22 protein-coding genes and 1 pseudogene are annotated in these 15,376 nt (G+C 61.0%); 11 read left to right on the top strand and 12 right to left on the bottom strand.

All coding sequences use genetic code 11. The features are described 5' to 3' along the window. Nucleotides 1-303 precede the first annotated feature (303 nt). Nucleotides 304-747, bottom strand: a complete 444-nt coding sequence (locus J2W14_RS13555; RefSeq protein WP_307463274.1) for a hypothetical protein — start codon at nt 745-747, stop codon at nt 304-306. A gap of 26 nt (nt 748-773) precedes the next feature. Between J2W14_RS13555 and J2W14_RS13560 the strand changes: the two genes are divergently transcribed. Continuing rightward, nucleotides 774-1,139, top strand: coding sequence for a recombinase family protein (locus tag J2W14_RS13560; RefSeq protein ID WP_307463430.1), 366 nt, complete (start codon nt 774-776; stop codon nt 1,137-1,139). A 17-nt stretch (nt 1,140-1,156) separates the two neighbouring features. Here the strand turns inward: J2W14_RS13560 and J2W14_RS13565 are convergent, their stop codons facing one another. Then, a complete protein-coding gene (locus J2W14_RS13565) occupies nt 1,157-1,837 on the bottom strand; it encodes a hypothetical protein (RefSeq protein WP_307463277.1) in 681 nt (226 codons plus the stop codon). Between the two features lie 334 nt (nt 1,838-2,171). On the opposite strand from J2W14_RS13565, the gene J2W14_RS13570 reads away from it, so the two are divergent. The 5 genes and pseudogenes from J2W14_RS13570 (at nt 2,172) to J2W14_RS13585 (ending at nt 4,792) form a co-directional block, all read left to right on the top strand. Beyond that, on the top strand, nt 2,172-2,318 hold the full coding sequence (locus J2W14_RS13570; RefSeq protein WP_307463280.1) for a hypothetical protein: 147 nt from the start codon (nt 2,172-2,174) through the stop codon (nt 2,316-2,318). 51 nt (nt 2,319-2,369) lie between these two features. Beyond that, nucleotides 2,370-2,553 (top strand): annotated as a pseudogene (locus J2W14_RS21235) (hypothetical protein); the annotation flags it as partial. Further along, nucleotides 2,550-2,762, top strand: coding sequence for a hypothetical protein (locus J2W14_RS13575; protein ID WP_307463284.1), 213 nt, complete (start codon nt 2,550-2,552; stop codon nt 2,760-2,762). The pseudogene J2W14_RS21235 and the gene J2W14_RS13575, both read left to right, overlap by 4 nt. 458 nt (nt 2,763-3,220) lie before the next feature. Beyond that, a complete protein-coding gene (locus J2W14_RS13580; RefSeq protein WP_307463287.1) occupies nt 3,221-4,252 on the top strand; it encodes a NucA/NucB deoxyribonuclease domain-containing protein in 1,032 nt (343 codons plus the stop codon). A gap of 12 nt (nt 4,253-4,264) precedes the next feature. Beyond that, complete coding sequence (locus J2W14_RS13585; protein WP_307463290.1) at nt 4,265-4,792, top strand: hypothetical protein; 528 nt, start codon at nt 4,265-4,267, stop codon at nt 4,790-4,792. Nucleotides 4,793-5,015: 223 nt separating this feature from the next. On the opposite strand, the gene J2W14_RS13590 is transcribed toward J2W14_RS13585, so the two are convergent. Then, nucleotides 5,016-5,498, bottom strand: a complete 483-nt coding sequence (locus J2W14_RS13590; RefSeq protein WP_307463295.1) for a DUF6804 family protein — start codon at nt 5,496-5,498, stop codon at nt 5,016-5,018. A 64-nt stretch (nt 5,499-5,562) separates the two neighbouring features. Between J2W14_RS13590 and J2W14_RS13595 the strand changes: the two genes are divergently transcribed. Together J2W14_RS13595 and J2W14_RS13600 are read left to right on the top strand one after the other, a co-directional pair. Continuing rightward, a complete protein-coding gene (locus J2W14_RS13595; protein WP_307463297.1) occupies nt 5,563-6,021 on the top strand; it encodes a hypothetical protein in 459 nt (152 codons plus the stop codon). A 98-nt stretch (nt 6,022-6,119) separates the two neighbouring features. Next, nucleotides 6,120-6,572, top strand: a complete 453-nt coding sequence (locus J2W14_RS13600; protein ID WP_307463300.1) for a DUF5956 family protein — start codon at nt 6,120-6,122, stop codon at nt 6,570-6,572. Between the two features lie 76 nt (nt 6,573-6,648). Here J2W14_RS13600 and J2W14_RS13605 read toward each other — a convergent pair whose 3' ends face one another. From J2W14_RS13605 to J2W14_RS13640, 8 genes are all read right to left on the bottom strand, one after another. Further along, nucleotides 6,649-7,140 carry a hypothetical protein gene (locus tag J2W14_RS13605; protein WP_307463303.1) on the bottom strand — a complete coding sequence of 164 codons (492 nt, stop codon included), beginning with the start codon at nt 7,138-7,140 and terminating at the stop codon, nt 6,649-6,651. A 218-nt stretch (nt 7,141-7,358) separates the two neighbouring features. Beyond that, nucleotides 7,359-7,535, bottom strand: coding sequence for a hypothetical protein (locus J2W14_RS13610; RefSeq protein WP_307463304.1), 177 nt, complete (start codon nt 7,533-7,535; stop codon nt 7,359-7,361). A gap of 370 nt (nt 7,536-7,905) precedes the next feature. Next, complete coding sequence (locus J2W14_RS13615) at nt 7,906-8,535, bottom strand: hypothetical protein (protein ID WP_307463306.1); 630 nt, start codon at nt 8,533-8,535, stop codon at nt 7,906-7,908. Further along, nucleotides 8,532-9,116, bottom strand: a complete 585-nt coding sequence (locus J2W14_RS13620) for an RNA polymerase sigma factor (RefSeq protein ID WP_307463309.1) — start codon at nt 9,114-9,116, stop codon at nt 8,532-8,534. Before J2W14_RS13620 ends, J2W14_RS13615 begins: the two co-directional genes overlap by 4 nt. A 567-nt stretch (nt 9,117-9,683) precedes the next feature. After that, nucleotides 9,684-10,904, bottom strand: coding sequence for a virginiamycin B lyase family protein (locus J2W14_RS13625; RefSeq protein WP_307463312.1), 1,221 nt, complete (start codon nt 10,902-10,904; stop codon nt 9,684-9,686). 229 nt (nt 10,905-11,133) lie between these two features. After that, a complete protein-coding gene (locus J2W14_RS13630; RefSeq protein ID WP_307463314.1) occupies nt 11,134-11,601 on the bottom strand; it encodes an NUDIX domain-containing protein in 468 nt (155 codons plus the stop codon). Continuing rightward, nucleotides 11,598-12,065, bottom strand: coding sequence for an AAA family ATPase (locus tag J2W14_RS13635; protein ID WP_307463316.1), 468 nt, complete (start codon nt 12,063-12,065; stop codon nt 11,598-11,600). The genes J2W14_RS13630 and J2W14_RS13635 overlap by 4 nt, the downstream gene beginning before the upstream one ends. Nucleotides 12,066-12,169: 104 nt before the next feature. Further along, entirely contained in the window at nt 12,170-12,829 is a 660-nt protein-coding gene (locus tag J2W14_RS13640) for a uridine kinase (protein ID WP_307463319.1), read from the bottom strand. Between the two features lie 100 nt (nt 12,830-12,929). On the opposite strand from J2W14_RS13640, the gene J2W14_RS13645 reads away from it, so the two are divergent. The 3 genes from J2W14_RS13645 to J2W14_RS13655 all read left to right on the top strand — a co-directional run bounded on the left by J2W14_RS13645 (nt 12,930) and on the right by J2W14_RS13655 (nt 14,608). After that, the gene (locus tag J2W14_RS13645; RefSeq protein WP_307463322.1) at nt 12,930-13,454 is read left to right on the top strand and encodes an AAA family ATPase; all 525 of its coding nucleotides are present in this window, start codon (nt 12,930-12,932) and stop codon (nt 13,452-13,454) included. A 145-nt stretch (nt 13,455-13,599) separates the two neighbouring features. Next, complete coding sequence (locus tag J2W14_RS13650; RefSeq protein WP_307463323.1) at nt 13,600-14,133, top strand: hypothetical protein; 534 nt, start codon at nt 13,600-13,602, stop codon at nt 14,131-14,133. A gap of 94 nt (nt 14,134-14,227) precedes the next feature. Further along, nucleotides 14,228-14,608: a hypothetical protein gene (locus J2W14_RS13655; protein WP_307463325.1), complete on the top strand. Its 381-nt coding sequence runs from the start codon at nt 14,228-14,230 to the stop codon at nt 14,606-14,608. Nucleotides 14,609-14,840: 232 nt separating this feature from the next. On the opposite strand, the gene J2W14_RS13660 is transcribed toward J2W14_RS13655, so the two are convergent. Beyond that, a complete protein-coding gene (locus J2W14_RS13660; RefSeq protein WP_307463327.1) occupies nt 14,841-15,122 on the bottom strand; it encodes a hypothetical protein in 282 nt (93 codons plus the stop codon). Between the last annotated feature and the right edge of the window lie 254 nt (nt 15,123-15,376).

Below are 15,376 nucleotides of genomic sequence, written 5' to 3' on the forward strand. Positions count from 1 at the left end.
ATTATTTTGTCGCCCGGCAGCCCCGAAGAGGGATCCCCTCGTGGACGGTGCCGCAGAGGGTTATCGTCCGGAGTTCGCCCCCGCGGCTGTGAAGTGCCTGTCAAAGGCCGTCCGAAGCGGTGGAGTTCTCTGCAGGCTGACTCCATCCCAAGGGCAGCCATATGTGTGAGGCAAAGAATGCCAGGACGATCCAGCCTGCTGTGAGCAGGGGCCAGTCAGGGACACGCACCGAGTATGGAGAACCATCGAGCACTCCTGACTCTGTGAAGCCAGCCAGATAGGCGACGCGGAGCAGGGTTAACCCTATTTCGAGCTGAGGGTGTAGCCGAAGTCCTTAAGAGTGTAAATTTCCCCATCGAGGTCAACCCGGGTGTAGCTAGGATGTGGAAGTTTCAGGCCGTTATAGCCGGACCCGAATACTAATAGAGCCTCTGCTGCAGTCTTCATCCAGTGTCGCTTTTCGGTTTCATCATCGAAGGTGCGGTTGACCAGGTCTTTAGTATTTCTGTGCGCCTTCGGGGCGCTCCCAAAAGTTAGGAATTTGAATACGAAGAAGGGTAGGCCTGTTTCAGGGTCGACACTTCGTTCCCGCGCCGTCGTAAAGGGGATACTTCCGTCTGCATGCACGAGGTTGAAAACTTCAGTGAAGTAGGGGCCGCCCACCACTAGCCACTTCAGGTAGATGCCGGTGCCCCGGTCGATGACACGGTGTTCAAGGCCGTCTTTGGTCACTTCGACTTCAAACATGTGTGAATCTTCCCCCAGCTAGCGAAGTGTCAGCTATTTGCCCCCCGGCCAGAGAGCCGGAGCCAGGCTCATCATTACAGGTCGATCTGGTTCCTGTCATTGTTCAAGCGACCGGACCCATGGCCACGGCGATGCTGACGATCATGGCCGCCTTCGCGCAGCTGGAGCGCGACACGATGATCGAACGCACCAGGGCCGGACTCGCCGCGGCCGCAGCCAACAATCGCCACGGCGGAAGGCCACGAAAAGTAGACGACGCTGCCGCTGCCCGGGCCAAGAGCCCAAAGGCAAAGGCATCAGTGCCTCCGACATCGGCAAGATGCTCGGAGTCTCCCGCGCCACGGTCTACCAATACCTCTAATAGACCACGAGGTTGCAGGCTGCGCAGATAGGGGTATGTCAGCGGATCTTACCCAGAGAATTGTTCATAGTGCGGTTCTTCACCGGGCTGCTCAATGCGCCAGTAGCTAGTAAAGTGCGGTATTCGTTTTCTTCGGTGTACAGCCGTGAACTCCAAGTCAATGGCATGTATGACTTCCGGTAGCTGCCAACCGGCGATAGTTTCCGGGGCCTGGTCCTTCAGCCAGGTCCGCAGACGCTCCAGAATTGGCTGCGTTGCAAGTTCAACATTTCCTTCCATCGCACCGATCAGGTTGGCGAAGCGTTCGGCCACGGCTAATGGCATCGAATGGATGACAGACACACCCATGACATCGACCCCTTGCCCCTCGGCATCCAAGATGGCAACAGGCAGCGGCATGACCAGATTTGATTGCGAGTGCGCAATGGTGGTGTTGCGATACTTTCGAATGATGTCGTGCACCGTTTGAAGGGCGGCCGGAACGGCTGGGATACCCGGCATCTCGTCGAGTCGCCTGCGTACATTAGAGAAGATGAAGGGGCGAATATACGCCGTGACAGCATGCGACGTAAGCGGCATCCACAGCTCTGATTCCTCGCCCGCGCTTAAGGCGCACCCGAGGGCGTGCGAGGCTTCCGAAAGGTCGTTGGCGTGACTGGTGAGGTCTACCAAGAGCCTTGTATCGGCGGTGTCCGGCAGAACCGCGACGGGCGGCCGAGGGATAGTCAAGGGAGTTGCTGCTCCTCTTCTCTGGATTGATGTCTCGCTTTCCCTAGCCTAAACAACCTGAAGAACGCCGGCAGCAGCCGTTCAGGCGACTTCCTGGGACGCCCCAGCCCTAAGGTTTGAGACGTCAGGGGCGTAGCAGTTCAGGGCTTCTTTTCGCCATGAGAGAAAAGGCGTTGTCGTCCGAGGGAAACACGCGAGACATCGCATCGTGTTGCCCTAGAATTTTGACGTTGCAGGAGTCCGGAGTTGAACCGGCATGACCTTAGGGCGAGACACGATGACCGAGAAATTGCATCTCACCCCTGCGGAAAATTTCCCTCAAAATCTTGCCGAGGTGGAAGATCGACAGCTGCAGGTCCTGGACAGCCAAATCCAGCGCCAGCTCGACTTCGAGGTCATTTCTGAGGGAGAAACGAACCCGGAGACCGAGTTCCGGCACTATGAGCTCGACGAAGAGTTCAAGAGCCGCGACGTCCGATAGCAGTACCCAGCCCCCGGAGTTCGTGCGTCGGACGTAACAGGGTGTCGCTTCGATCTGGTAACGGCGTGGGACCGTGGTTCGGGAGGCATTTGGCGGCCACGATGTGCCGAGCACGCTGATGGGCGTCACTGTTCTTGGCTGCCGCGACCAACTCGTCGAGATTGAGGCCATCGCCGCAGTTGTCCCCGGTGCGATTGTCCGGTCAAGGTTACTCAAACGAACTCGATCACCATGACCGCGCCTGACAGCCGTGAAGGCCAAGTACAAGCTCTGGTCATCCAATCGGAGCACTACGCGGCCGCCGGTTTCCTCCCCCCCCTGCCAGTAGCTGGCTCGGGCGAACGGGTCGCCAAGGACATCTTCGCCGCCATCAAGGACTACAGCCAGTACGACTGCCTGAGCACCTGGAAGCTGCGGGACTGGCTGCTGGACCTGGCCCGGTGAACGCGGCCGGGGCGGGCCGGGTCCGCCGCGCGGCAAGAAACCACCAAAGAAGAACTAGCAGGAACGAAGACCCGGGGCTGCCTGACCACTCCCGGGTTCTTTCGTCTCACAGGCCCCAAGGATACTCTCCTTTACCTCTATCCCCAGCGGCATCAATCCCATAGGCTGACGCTGCCGATGGGGGAGGCATTTCAGCGTCCCCTGCGCACGCTCATTACGAGCACGTTTGGGGGAACACAATGAAACGTCAGAGTAAGGCGAGTTTGGCTGTTTGCGCGGCCCTGTTCGCAGGATCAATTCTTGCTGGCCCGGCCAGCGCGGCAAACGCCGAGAGGCCAGCCCCTCCGCCGCTTCCGCCCACGGCGACCGCCCCGGACGTCCGGAAGGTCACCCCGCCAGGCAGGGCCCAGGCGCCTCAGGAGTGCGCGGCCGCCGCGGAGGGCGAGGCAGTTACGTGCGTGAAGCCGCTCAAGAAGCAGCTGAAACCGGCCACCGGCAAGCAGCAGGCCCTCACGCCGATGACCGTGCAGCCGCTGCCGTCCTGGTGCGCCCAAGCCGGGACGTTGCCGGAGGGGTATTACTCCGCCACCCGCTACGAAGCGTGCGGGAACTGGCCGTACCAGCTCACAGTCGTCCGGAAAGTCAAAGGCTCCCAGACCGTGACCGGAGTCATGGAATTCACCCTCAGCGGCTTCCACTACGGCGCCCAGAACCAGCCGACGGTCGCCCATCAAATCACGATCATCCCCTCCAGCATGACCGGTGACGCCGTCGGCGCCACCGCGTCGGCCACCGCGCAGTGCTGGCAGAACTGCGCTGCAGGGTCCCAGGGCTTCGGGACCCAGACACTCACCACCGGCAACGGCTCCTCCGGTGAGTTCTTCTACAACACCACAGCCATCACACCCGGGGCAGTCGGCCCCACGGGCAGCAGCTGGAACATCACCTTCAAGGTCCCCTCAGCAAGCAACTCGTGGACACTGGGGTCCTCATCGCTGAACGTCCGCTGCGACACAGCCCTGCCGAACAACGCATCCACAGGTTGCGTCAACCCCGACATTGCCCCCTACATCCAGTACCAGGGCTTTGATTCCTTCGGCACCCACGTCAAGGCAGCCCAGGACAGCGGCCTGCCAGGCGCGTTGTCCGGCGCCCCGCTGCACCGACTCGTCAACCAGACCCTGCGGGACCTGAACCGCAACACGGCTTGCCCTCAAAACTCGAGTTACCCTCGCCCGACAGGGTACTCCTGTGATGAATACCCGTTTGCGTCAACGAGCGAAGGCGCCTACACAGGTGGGGGCACCGCAAGGACGTTCCCCTGGTGCCAGATAACCCTGTCCGCTCCTGACTCCACCGGCCCCGTCGGATACAGCGTGTGCATGATTAATCTCGATGAAAACAACTACGCGGGGTCAGTGCTCAACAACGTCCTCTACGCCCCGATGCGGGTCATCGACGCGGACCCGTTCTACGTGCACATCGCCTGAAGGGCACGGCCAGTGATCCAACCCGCAGAGTTCACCATCAGTGCATGGAGCCACCTCGTCGACCTGGTCGTGGATCCGCCTCAACCTAAAGACCCCATCGAGGCGCTCAAAGCGGCACAAAGCGGCAAGACACCGCCAACCCTCAGGGTGCCTCTGGTCTTCACCGGTATCTATGGCGGACCCATCCACCTGACGATCGAGGTCCTTGATCACGAGCCGGACACAGTCGCCCCCGGTTGGGAAGACGTTGCGGACGTCTCCCTGGTCATCCCGGAAGGCAAGGTGCACTTCAACGGGCCCACGGGTTCGGACTCCCACGAGGTCGGGTTCATGTCGGCGGCGGAGGCGGGCAGCTATCGGGCCCGGCTTCACGCTGTCGGCAGGGACTTGGACTACGACGTCGTCGTGGAAGAGTCGAAGGAAAGGCACCTGGTGCAGTTCTGGAAGGCTCCGTTTGCGAACACGATCGTACTGGCTAATGCTTCATCGGTGTCAAAGTCTTTGCCGCGATTTGTCGCTATGTGGCAAAGCAACCTCTGACCGGTCCAAGAACACGCAAAAGGGGGCCGCGTCGCACACTGTGCGGCGCGGCCTTCTTGTGTGACGTTCCTGAGCAGCCTGTCCTACGTCGGAGTCGTGGAGCTATTCGTCAACGAGAGCTAAGAGTTCTCAGGACCTACACGATGGGCCCGGTCCGCTTTCGAGCAAACTGGGCCCTTCGTTCATAACGAAGGGCTCTCCTGAACCCCTGGCGGTATGCAGATCAGCGGGATTTTGCGTGGTGCGTCCGCAATGCCGGTTTCGATGCCTTCAGCTGGGCCCCGGCCGCGGCGAAGAGGGCGAGCCCGGCAACGTTCAGGAAGACCCAGGAGCTCCGGGGCATCTCGACCGGCAGCAGAGGGTTCCACAGGACAGTGACGAGCGCGAAGACTGCGACCCACCCGGTCTTCTTCTGCCCGCCTGCCACGGTCCAGATGGCCACGGCGGGCCCCACCCAGCGCAGCAGCACATAAAACTCATAGGGCATCGGCAGGATGGCCATGAACATCGCAACGGCCCCGATCGAAGAGGGAATGACAGCCGGATGGAGTGTCTCCAGAACGCGTCCTTCGAGCTGCTTCTCGCTATAGCCGGGGGCAGCCGGATGCCTGGTCCGGTCATGCCAGGACGCGCCACCACAGTTCGCTGTCCGTTTGTGCCTTCTCTTGGTTCCCCATACCCATCCTCCACCGGGACTTTTTCGCATTGGTGGCGCAAATGTTGATGCGTAGTCCGATCGACCTGCGCTATAGGTGTGGGAGCATGAGGCTATGGGGGTCTTTGAGCGATTTCATACAGGCTATGTGGGGCAGACAGGTGTACCCGTCGGGGTCTTCGTTGCCGTTGATCATCTTCGCCGGACCGGGAGGCTCAGCGAAGAAGAGATCGTTCTCTATGCCGTCGTCGATGACTGGTTTCAGGAGAACCTTCCGAATCCTTCGTTTTACGATGACGGGAACTCTATAGGTGCCGTCACCTGGTTCCGGCATGCCAGTGAAGGTATGACCGATCGCTTACGACCGCTCCTGTCGATTCTCGATTCGAAGGGCGTGGCTTGGGAACGGTCCGTTTCGGACGATCCCGGAAGAATTGTTTATGAAGATCATTGGCAGGTCGGTGTCATTCCGTCGTCAAGACTTGGCATGACACCTTTGCCGTACCCAGGCAAATTAGGGCCGAACGACTGGTTCAAGGTGCGGAAAGATATTCTTTCCATCCACCGGCCGTAAGTCCCGGAACCAACGAGCACAGCGAGCAATCACGCCGAGCGATCCACCATTGGGACTCAGGGATTCCCATCTTCGATTAGCAGTGAAGGATGGTGAGCATGACACATGACCCGTGGGAATGCACTGAACTGTCGGAAGCTCCTAAGAACTGGATACGTGCCACCGAGAACGGTTGGGGCGCCCTGGTCCTCTGGGCTGCCGGTCCTGCCAACTTTGCGAGAGTACGTTCAGCAGCGCGCGACCGTTTCGGTTCGATGGTCCGTCGATTACCAGAGGGAGGAGAACAAGGACAGCCATTCCTGCTGACCGAAGCTGACCTTTCATCCATCGACGACGCCATAGATGTCTACCTGGCCGCGGCGGACATCCCACCAAGGCCCCGGGGATTCGATTGGTATATCCGTCGCCCAATCAATTACGACCTGAACGACGAGACGTTCTGGGGTGTCGTATGGGCGGCCACGACCGAAAGACTCCCCCACGACGGACTGCGTCCGGCGACGATGGTGGATCCCGCGAAAGAGGCCATGGCTAGCTTTTACCGCGATTGAGCGAGTCGCAGCCATCCCGTTCGAGAAATTCGTCCCGCTTAGGGTTCCGCAACTGGGACGCAGTCTGGCCGGAACGTCAACTGGTAACGAACGAAAGCGAATCCTTGCCGTTCGTCCAGGTCAAGGTGTTGTTGCTGTAGCCCAGTTCCACGCTCCCCTCGAGGAACTTAAGGACCCAACCCTGTCTCTCCCCAAGGTTCTCTATGCAGCCTGAGGCGCCAAGCGCCCTCTGCCCCGTAATTCGCATGATCTTGTCATTGATCGTCACAACGGCATCAAGGGGACCGCAGGGCATCACAACCGTGAGGTAGGTATCCGAACCGCGTTTTGAAAGTTGTGCCGTTACCTCCCCTGCGGTTACCCAGGAGATTGGTGTGCCGTCATCGGAGCCGGCCGTGCTGGTGTATTTCTCGCAAGGGGCCCCAGCTACGAATTGGGCGCATTCACTCGATGGCGTCGGTGATGTCTGGCTTGGGTTCGGTGCCCCCGTGCTGGAACCGCACGAGGCAACCGTCATCCCCGTGAACACAACAGCAGTGAGGCAAGCAAAGACTTTAAGATTCTTCATAGCCCCCCGCCTCGGCCGAGATTTCTCGAAGCGTATACCGCCACAAGCGTTTTTGTCAGGAGAAGGACAACAAACCAACATCAGTGGGTCATCATGCGTCGTTACCGGCAGATCGGGCCACCAGCACTCAATCGGTGTCCGTCCAAGGATCCCTAAATGGCTCCAGCCGCGGCGGCGGGGTAGCCCTATCCTGGTGGGTTCCAATCAGGCCCTGCCTCCTACTCGGTGTTTCCCACAATTCGGCGTCCGCCTACGGGGTCGTTGAGCTGAACGTGACCGACGAGGGTCACTTTCTGCGCGGTGCATGGAATATAGGACGATGCCGAAGACGGCGGGCCGGTGACGGCGATGATGATCTCCGTCGGCGTTTCCTGGAGGTGCACGACAGAGGGCACTGCACAGCTAACCTGCCCTGCTGACAGGTAGATGCGGTCTTTCTCGTTGTCGACTCTCACCAGAGTCCATGGAACTGTCTCACCCGTAGCCGGTGAGCTGTCTGTTGGGAGCCGGTTCGCAAGTGGAGTAATGACATGGACGGACGGGCTTGCCTTAGCCGGTGGAGTAATGGCATGGATGGACGGGCTTGTCTTAGCCGGAGGAGTAACCGATGCTGGTTGGCTTCCTCCTGGTTGGGGCCCTCCTGCGCTGCATGAAATGAGGCCCAAAAGGGCCACCACGGCAACAAGCGTCGGGGCGGCCCTTCGCGTAATGGTGGGCTTCGGGCGGGGTTGTATCACTACAGTCCCACTCATGTTCTTCAGTGACTCATTTGTTGAGTTCCCGAACCAGGAAGTTCGGGGCCTGCTGCGTCCAGCCAGGTTCATCTTTAACGGACTCGAGGTTCTTTTTTACGGCTGCGGGGACCATCAGCCACCAGGATTCATTCCCGTCTGCTGTTACCGTCTTCATCCCGAAGCCTTCGAAGTTTTTCAGCCACACGCACCCTGCACCGTCGCTGGTCCCCGTTTTGGTATCTACCGCGATGTCGCAGATGTAGTCGTTGCCGGCGGGGGCGGCGTAGATCGTCCGCGTTGCAGTGTGTCCGACCAGCCGTGTCTTCGTGGGGTCGATGTCCCGCCGGGACACAGGATCCACCATCATGTAGCTGAAGAGTTCCGGGTTCACGGTGGCTGGGATTTTGTCCGTTTCCTTTTGAGGCTCGGACAGGCTGGGGATGATTCGTGACGCGTCTAGGAACCTGTCCGGGGGTACCGGTGCGGAGGCGGTGATCAGGACCGTGGTGCCGGCCAGAAGGCCCGCACCTGCCAGAGCGCCGGCGCTGATCCACAGCCGGGTGCGACCCCTGGTCCGTGAGGGTGCGGGTTTCTGGGCGCGTGAGACCAGTTCCGCCCGCAGGGCTTTGCTGAAAGTATCGTCGGGGTGCAACTGATTCATGACCTGTCTCCTTCTAGAGCCGGGGTGGGCCGCAGCTCCCCGATGATTGCCGTTTTCATGCGTTGACGCGCCCTGTGCATGCGGGACTTGGCCGCCGCCGGTGTCAGGTTTAGGACGGCAGCAGCTGCTGCGATGGTGTATTCCTCGAACACGACAAGGCTTACGAGTTGCAGGTCCACGGCGTTGAGGGTTCCCAGGGCCCGGGCCGCGTCCCCATCTATCTGGCCGTCCAAGTGCTGATTCGATGCGGGATCGGAAACGGCTTCATCCCGGGGGAGAGAGTTGAGGAGTCTGCGGTGGCGGAACGCCGTCCGTCCGCTGTTGCGTGCCACGTTTGTGGTGGTGACGAGCAACCACGGAAGCACAGAGCCCTCGACGAGCCGCACCCTGCTCCGGCGCCTCCATAATTCGAGGAACGACGTTGCCATGATGTCGTCGGCATCATGGCGGTTCCCGGACAGCCGGTAGGCGTGGCGGAAAACTCTGTCGCGGTGCCGGTCAAACAACACTCCGAAGGCGTCGCCCTCACCGTTGAGGCTGCGCGTCCATAGCCCGTCGTCATCGGATTCAATGTTCCCCATGCCCTGTATTGTCCGGGAGCATCCAAAAGGTTTCACTTTGTCGGAGATATTTTGAAAAGAAGCCCTGAGCCGACCCGACGAGGGGTCCGCCAACGAAACCGTGGGAAGGCAATGCAGTGATTGGTTCCGCTGATTCAGTCGGGGACGGCGACCTCGGCAGCTTCATCGAGCAGAATCACTCATTCCCGTTGAAGGATCCCTCTACGGGACTCTATCGATACCACTCGGCGATTCAGGACTGACTCCGGATTCGCATTTGAGAGTAGTGCCTGGCTGAAACCAAGAGTGGGCTTCGCCAGCATGTCCATGAACTCTAGTGGCATGTGTTTCCGCCATTTCCTGTTTCCGACGATCGTGGCTCGGACTGACTTCTTTCGGCGGGGTGAAGCGTGCCATATATACATAGCTGGCGACCCCTCCTACCTCTGCACACCGTTGCCTGCGACCGAACTGCCCATCCGAAGTTGGTGAAAGGGTGGCGTGGACCCGCGGATAGCTGTGGCTACGGTTTACTGTCCGGGTTTTCCACATCAGCTTGGGACAACCGGTTAAGCCCGCTCGGCCAGATCACTTGCTTTGGCCTGCATCGGCGTGCCCGCTCCAGATACCTGCGCTGTGGTGATCCGCGGGGTGTTCCTCTGACCCGCTGGCGCGGTCGCGAAGGGACGCCATTCGCCGGCGCTGCGTGGCCACGATGAGCAGGGCGATGACGAGAGCTGCCGCTCCGGCCGTTCCAGCGATTCCGGCCGGGGAGCTCCACGGGGTTGTCGCCGCGTCGCCCGGTCGGTTCGGGTCGGATACCGGTGCTGAGGCTGGGGCTAGGGCGGGGGCCGAAGTCGCAACTGCAGCGGCAGTGGCGTAGCGGGCCACGGAACCGTTTCCCAAGCCGCTGCCCGGGGTCGTGACGATGATGGTCCCGTCCGGAGCTACCGCGAGGTGACCGGGGTTGCTCCCCGTCGGGATGGAGGGGCCGGTCGCTGTGGCCCCGGGCGGTATTACGGACAGGGCGGGACGTAGGGCGCTGGCGACGTAGAGGGTCCCGTCCGGCCCGACGGCGGCCTCCGTGGGTCCGCCCGGGACATAGATGCGGTAGGCCACGGTGTCGGCGCCTGGTTTGATGACGGCGACGTGATTGGAACTGATGTTGGTGACATAAATCGTCCCGTCCGGGCCGGCGGCGATCCCGTGGGGGTTCTCTGTCCTCCCGGGCGTGGAGCTGACCTGGATGGTCCGCGAGACGGTATTCGCCCCGGCCGGGATCACCGAGACCGTCCCGCCGTACTGGTTCGTCACGAACGCGGTGCCGTCCTTCGTGACCGCCACTTCCACCGGGCCGGCCCCGACCGTGACAATGCGGTCCACCGCCGATCCATTGGGTGCGATGACCGACACAGTGCCCTCGGCAGGGTTCGGAACGAAGACCGTCCCGTCGGGTCCGGCGGCAATCAGATGGTTCCCATCCGACACCGGAATGCTCCATACGACACCCGCCGCGCCGGCCGGGATGACACCCACCACTGCCTCACCCAAGGCACTGTCCTGCTGTGCCACGTACAACGTGCCGTCCGGGGCCAACGCGATCCCGGAGACATTGATACCCGTACTGAGCGTGCGCGAAGGCCGGGACGCTCCCGGCGGTATCACCCGAATCCCGCCGGTGCCGTAGTCGCCCACGTACGCCGTGCCGTCACTGCCAACCACTACCCCGAGGGGTGTCCCGCCGACGTCGAGAATCTCGGCAGGAGCCCCCACGGCCGGTGCCGCCCCCAGGACAAGGATCGCCGTCACCGCTGCGGCAGTCCTCAGACTTTGATGCTTCACGCTTTTCTACCCCCAATAGACGTGGCACCACACAGCGCCACAATGTCATTGCATGGAGCTTAGTCCAGCCACTGGCGACTTTCGGCCCTACGGAATCCAGACAGCATGTCCGTCGGTGTGCGGAAACAGCGCCCGCTCAGGGATCCTTCACCGGGCGGGGTCTGAACGCGACCCGTTCCTACATGTGGCAGCGGGATCACTCGGAGTTTCGCGCGGGAAATCCGAAGGAGATGATCCCTGGCATTCCTGACCTAAGTGACTCAAATACGTGGAGTTCATGTGGAACCACTGGTGTCGGCAGGTCATCGAGGTGGAACCATCTGAGATCGGAAGCCTTGTCTGGCTCCATAAGGTGTGGCTCGGACGGCCAGGCTGTGCACTGGTAAAAGAAGTCCACTCTCCCCGTATGCGTTTCGTCCTGCTTCCGGTGCATGACGACCAATGGCAAGAGCTCACTCGCCTTGATTGCGACGCCAAGCTCTTCTTGGACTTCACGGGAGGCTGCCTCATGAGCAGACTCATGGGCTTCAACGTGTCCGGCGGCCGCTGTGGCCCAAAACCCATCAAGGTATCCAGTTCCCTGACGCAGCTGCAGAAGTACAAAGTCGTGGCGCCTGAAGATGACATAACTGACTGGCGTTAGCTGGTGTCGGCAATCGTTCACCGGGCATCAGACGCGATCGGCCGACCGATGACGAGACGTTCAACCTCATCCGCAAGTTTTGCGACCGGTCGACGCCCATCGAGTTCGAGCGTTGCGCCGTTTCGGAGCAGTGGTTCGACTTCGAGAACATGCTGGCGGATCGCGGACTGGTCATCCTCTGACCTGCCATATGGATTGTTCGTACGAGCCGAGACCCGATCAATCAGGACTTCCACCGGTGCGCTCAAGAGAATAACAGCAGCGAAACGGTCGTAGAAATGTCTTTGATTCTCTACGGTTCCCGAGACAACCAGCGACGAATCGGACGCGAGAAGTGCCGACATGCGTGGCTCATCCCAAGTGTCGTCCGGGAGCACCCAGCCGTCGTAGTCGGTGTCGATAGTTCGGTGGCCTCGCCGGGACAACTCTTGCAGCACGGTCGTTTTTCCTGCCCCTGACATGCCGGTGATTAGAACTCGAGCCATGGCAGCCAGCCTATTCGGTTCGTAGCAGGTGTGACTGTATAACCCCGATTGGCGGTTAAGTCGCAGCCTGAAATGGCGGTTTTGTCGTTCCGTTCGAGGAACTCTCACCGGACAGTTGAAACCATGTCGGGACGGATGACTTTCGGTTTGGTGAAATCCGAGTTATCCACGACGAACGTGGCGCGTTCCCAGGGTCGTGCAGCGTCGAAGTAGAGGCGCTGTCCGCCGACGTACCGGCGCATCGTTGGGTGCTCCGGGTTGGGGTTGCTCCCGTTTCGATCTGCCATTCGTGCCGCGGTTTCGGTGAATGGAACGTCCAGGAATATCGAAGCATCCCAGTAGGGGGCGAGTTCATCGCGGTGCAGGAATAAACCTTCGACTACGACCAGTGCATCTGATGGGGCGTGAACGACTTCCACTTGTGCCATTCGGTCGGTCACTGGGTCATAGGAAACCGGCGAGTACCAGCCGTCCCCCTTTGGGCCGAGTGGCGCGAGCAGCTGCTGCTGCAGGGCCTTGTAGTTGTAGGTATCCTCCCAGAACCCTTCGGGTGAAGCACGCCCCTTGGCATGCCTGACAGGCGAGGGGTTCAGAAAGTCGTCGGCGTGGATGACGATCACGGGTCGATTCTGGATCTCGGATGCCAGCCTTGCGGCGAAGGATGTCTTGCCACTGCCATCCACGCCGTCGATTGCCACGAACCGGGGCCCGGAACCGACGGCGTTGAGAATGTCGGTTGCCAGTGATCGCATGAACTTCTTCATATCGCCATGCTCCCAGAAGCGGCCCCTAACCAGCGTCCGCAAGGGGATCGGCTAACGGGCGGGCCGGGAAGGAAAACTGTTTGCCACTAGAGTTCGGTCCATGATTGTTTGGCTCAACGGCACCCACGGGGCGGGAAAGACGACGACGAGCACGCTCGTGCAGCAATTGCTGCCTGACGCGCGCGTCTTCGATGCTGAGAAGGTCGGTGAGATGCTCATGGACATCAAGCCGGGACTTCCTGAGACCGACAACTTCCAGCACTGGGAGCCGTGGCGAAGGCTTGTTGTCGAAACCGCTCGGCGCGTGCTTGAGTACACCGGAGGCACACTCGTGATGCCGATGACTGTCTTGGTCGAGAGCTATTGGCGCGAGATCAGCGATGGTCTCACCGAGCACGGCATACCGATCCAGCACTTCGTGCTCCACGCCGACCAAGCCACGCTCCGCGACCGTATACAGAACGACACAGACCTCGGCCCCTCGACATTCCGCTTCGCGTACTTGGAGCCATACGCCGAGGCAGCTCATACCTGGTTGCACAATGAAGCCGAGGTCATCGACACCACACACATCACAGCGGACCAAGCCGCGCAGCAGATCGCGGATGCGGTGCTTGATCGCTGAGAACGCGGAACGTCCGGCATGCTTGTGTCCGCTGAGAGATCCTTTACCGGGCACCCCACTGGGCCCCGTTGACTGGGTGGGGTCGGCACGGCAGGCTGTGATGACATCCAGGGCAAGGGGGAGCACGGTGAAGTACCCGTCGTAAGTGGTGGCCGTGGTGGCTGTGCTCGGGTCGGCCCTTGGCGGGTGCCAGCCGGCCGCCGGGCCGCCAACGGTGGGGTTGTCCGCATCAGTGCCTGGCCCGTCGTCGTCCGAGCTCGCGGCCATCATCCAAACTGCCGTCGAGGATCGAAACGGCACAGTCCTCGACACTCCCCCCGCCGCGCGCCTTGCCGAGGGGCAGATGACGGCGGCCTACCGGTCCAAGCGCGCGCGGGACCTCGCAGTGGTGGCTCGTTCGAAGGTGGGATTCAAGTCTATGGGCTTCTGGTATACGTCCTTTTCGACGAAGTTAACGGTGGAGTCGGTCGAGGTGACCGGTTCGGAGGCAAGCGTCCCGTTCAAGGAATTGACCGAGGAACACCAGTCCTCGACGACGAATGGGCCGAGCAGCGTCCCATCGGGCTACTCGCCTCCGCAGATCGCGACATTCCGGGCATCTGGGGACGGTTGGCAGCTAGACAGCATCGCCCCTGCCGTGCACGGGGGCGGCCTGCCGATGTCCGTCGTCGACGGATGAGAACTGCCCGCAGGCTGAACCTTGAATGGGACGTTCGCGCGACACTAAGCCACATCCGGCCGTAAACACGAGGGCAGGTGATTGGCTGGGCTGCATGGAAGAGAAGTTTGTGCGCTATGAGGCAAGCATGCCCAACGGCCGCGGATTCCACCCAGGCGTCTTCGCTCTCGCCAACGGCTTGGCCAAGGACGGGAGACTTAGCGCCGAGGACTGGGCATCCTGGCGTAGCGCGAACGATCACTACGACGCCGCATACGCGGACCCCTCGACGGTGGACAGATCCGTCTACGACCGTGCAATCAACCCGGCAGCCCAGTCCTGGTTCAAGCGTACGGCTGCGCATCTGGTGACTGGAGTGGAGTTCTACACGGATCTTCTACATCGCTATGGCGTCGGCTGGCGGGTGCTCTATTCGAATGATCCAGGAAAGGTCCTCTACGAAGACGACGTCCAGATCGTTGTCGCACCTCATTAGGGTGTGACGACCCACTGGGCTGCTGGCAGCGCGAAAGACTGGCACCATTCAGGGGTCACGTTGAGGGAAACCCTCTGTGGCACGGCCACTAGGGGATCGGCTGTGGGACAGGCGGCAGGTGCTAGGGCAAGTCACGCGGGCCGCGAGGTTTTCCCAACCCGAGGTAACTTTCAACGATGAAGTCTTGAAGATCGCTCAGCACGAAGCAATCAAGGGCGTCGACCGATTTGAGCTAGAGAGCCCGCGTGGGCATGGATTCCGTGTAGGCCTCCGGGACCTTCCTCTTCGCGCCAGAGATGCGCAGCGGGTTCGGGGTGCCTCGTTTCCTACGCAGCCTCTGGGCTCGGTAGTCCGCTGTCGTGAACCAGAGGCAGGCGGCGACGCCGGGGAGGAACACTCCGACGGCGATGAGTCCGCGCCAATACGGTTCTCCCCCGCTCAGGGTGGGTTCCACCACGACGGCGACGCCGAGGGCGACACCACCCACCATGAACGCGAGCTGGAAGAGGTTCACCCACCAATGTTTGGGCCCATTGGGTGGCCCTCCGAGTTCGTGCTTCAGGTAACTGTGGAGCATTCCGTCCTCGGTCAGATAGAGAACGCGCGCTTCACCTCGGGCCAGAGCCTCCTTGTGTTCGGCATGTATAACCTCGTCATGCGCTTGGTGCGGGCTAGTCGTCATGCGTTCCTCCTGGTTCTCATCCCTGACAATACGATCACAGGACTGCAAAAAAATGGCCATAAGGGGCCGTATGGGCGGCAACCCCG

Origin of the sequence: Pseudarthrobacter oxydans (assembly GCF_030812335.1) — a bacterium.
Taxonomy (GTDB): domain Bacteria; phylum Actinomycetota; class Actinomycetes; order Actinomycetales; family Micrococcaceae; genus Arthrobacter; species Arthrobacter oxydans_B.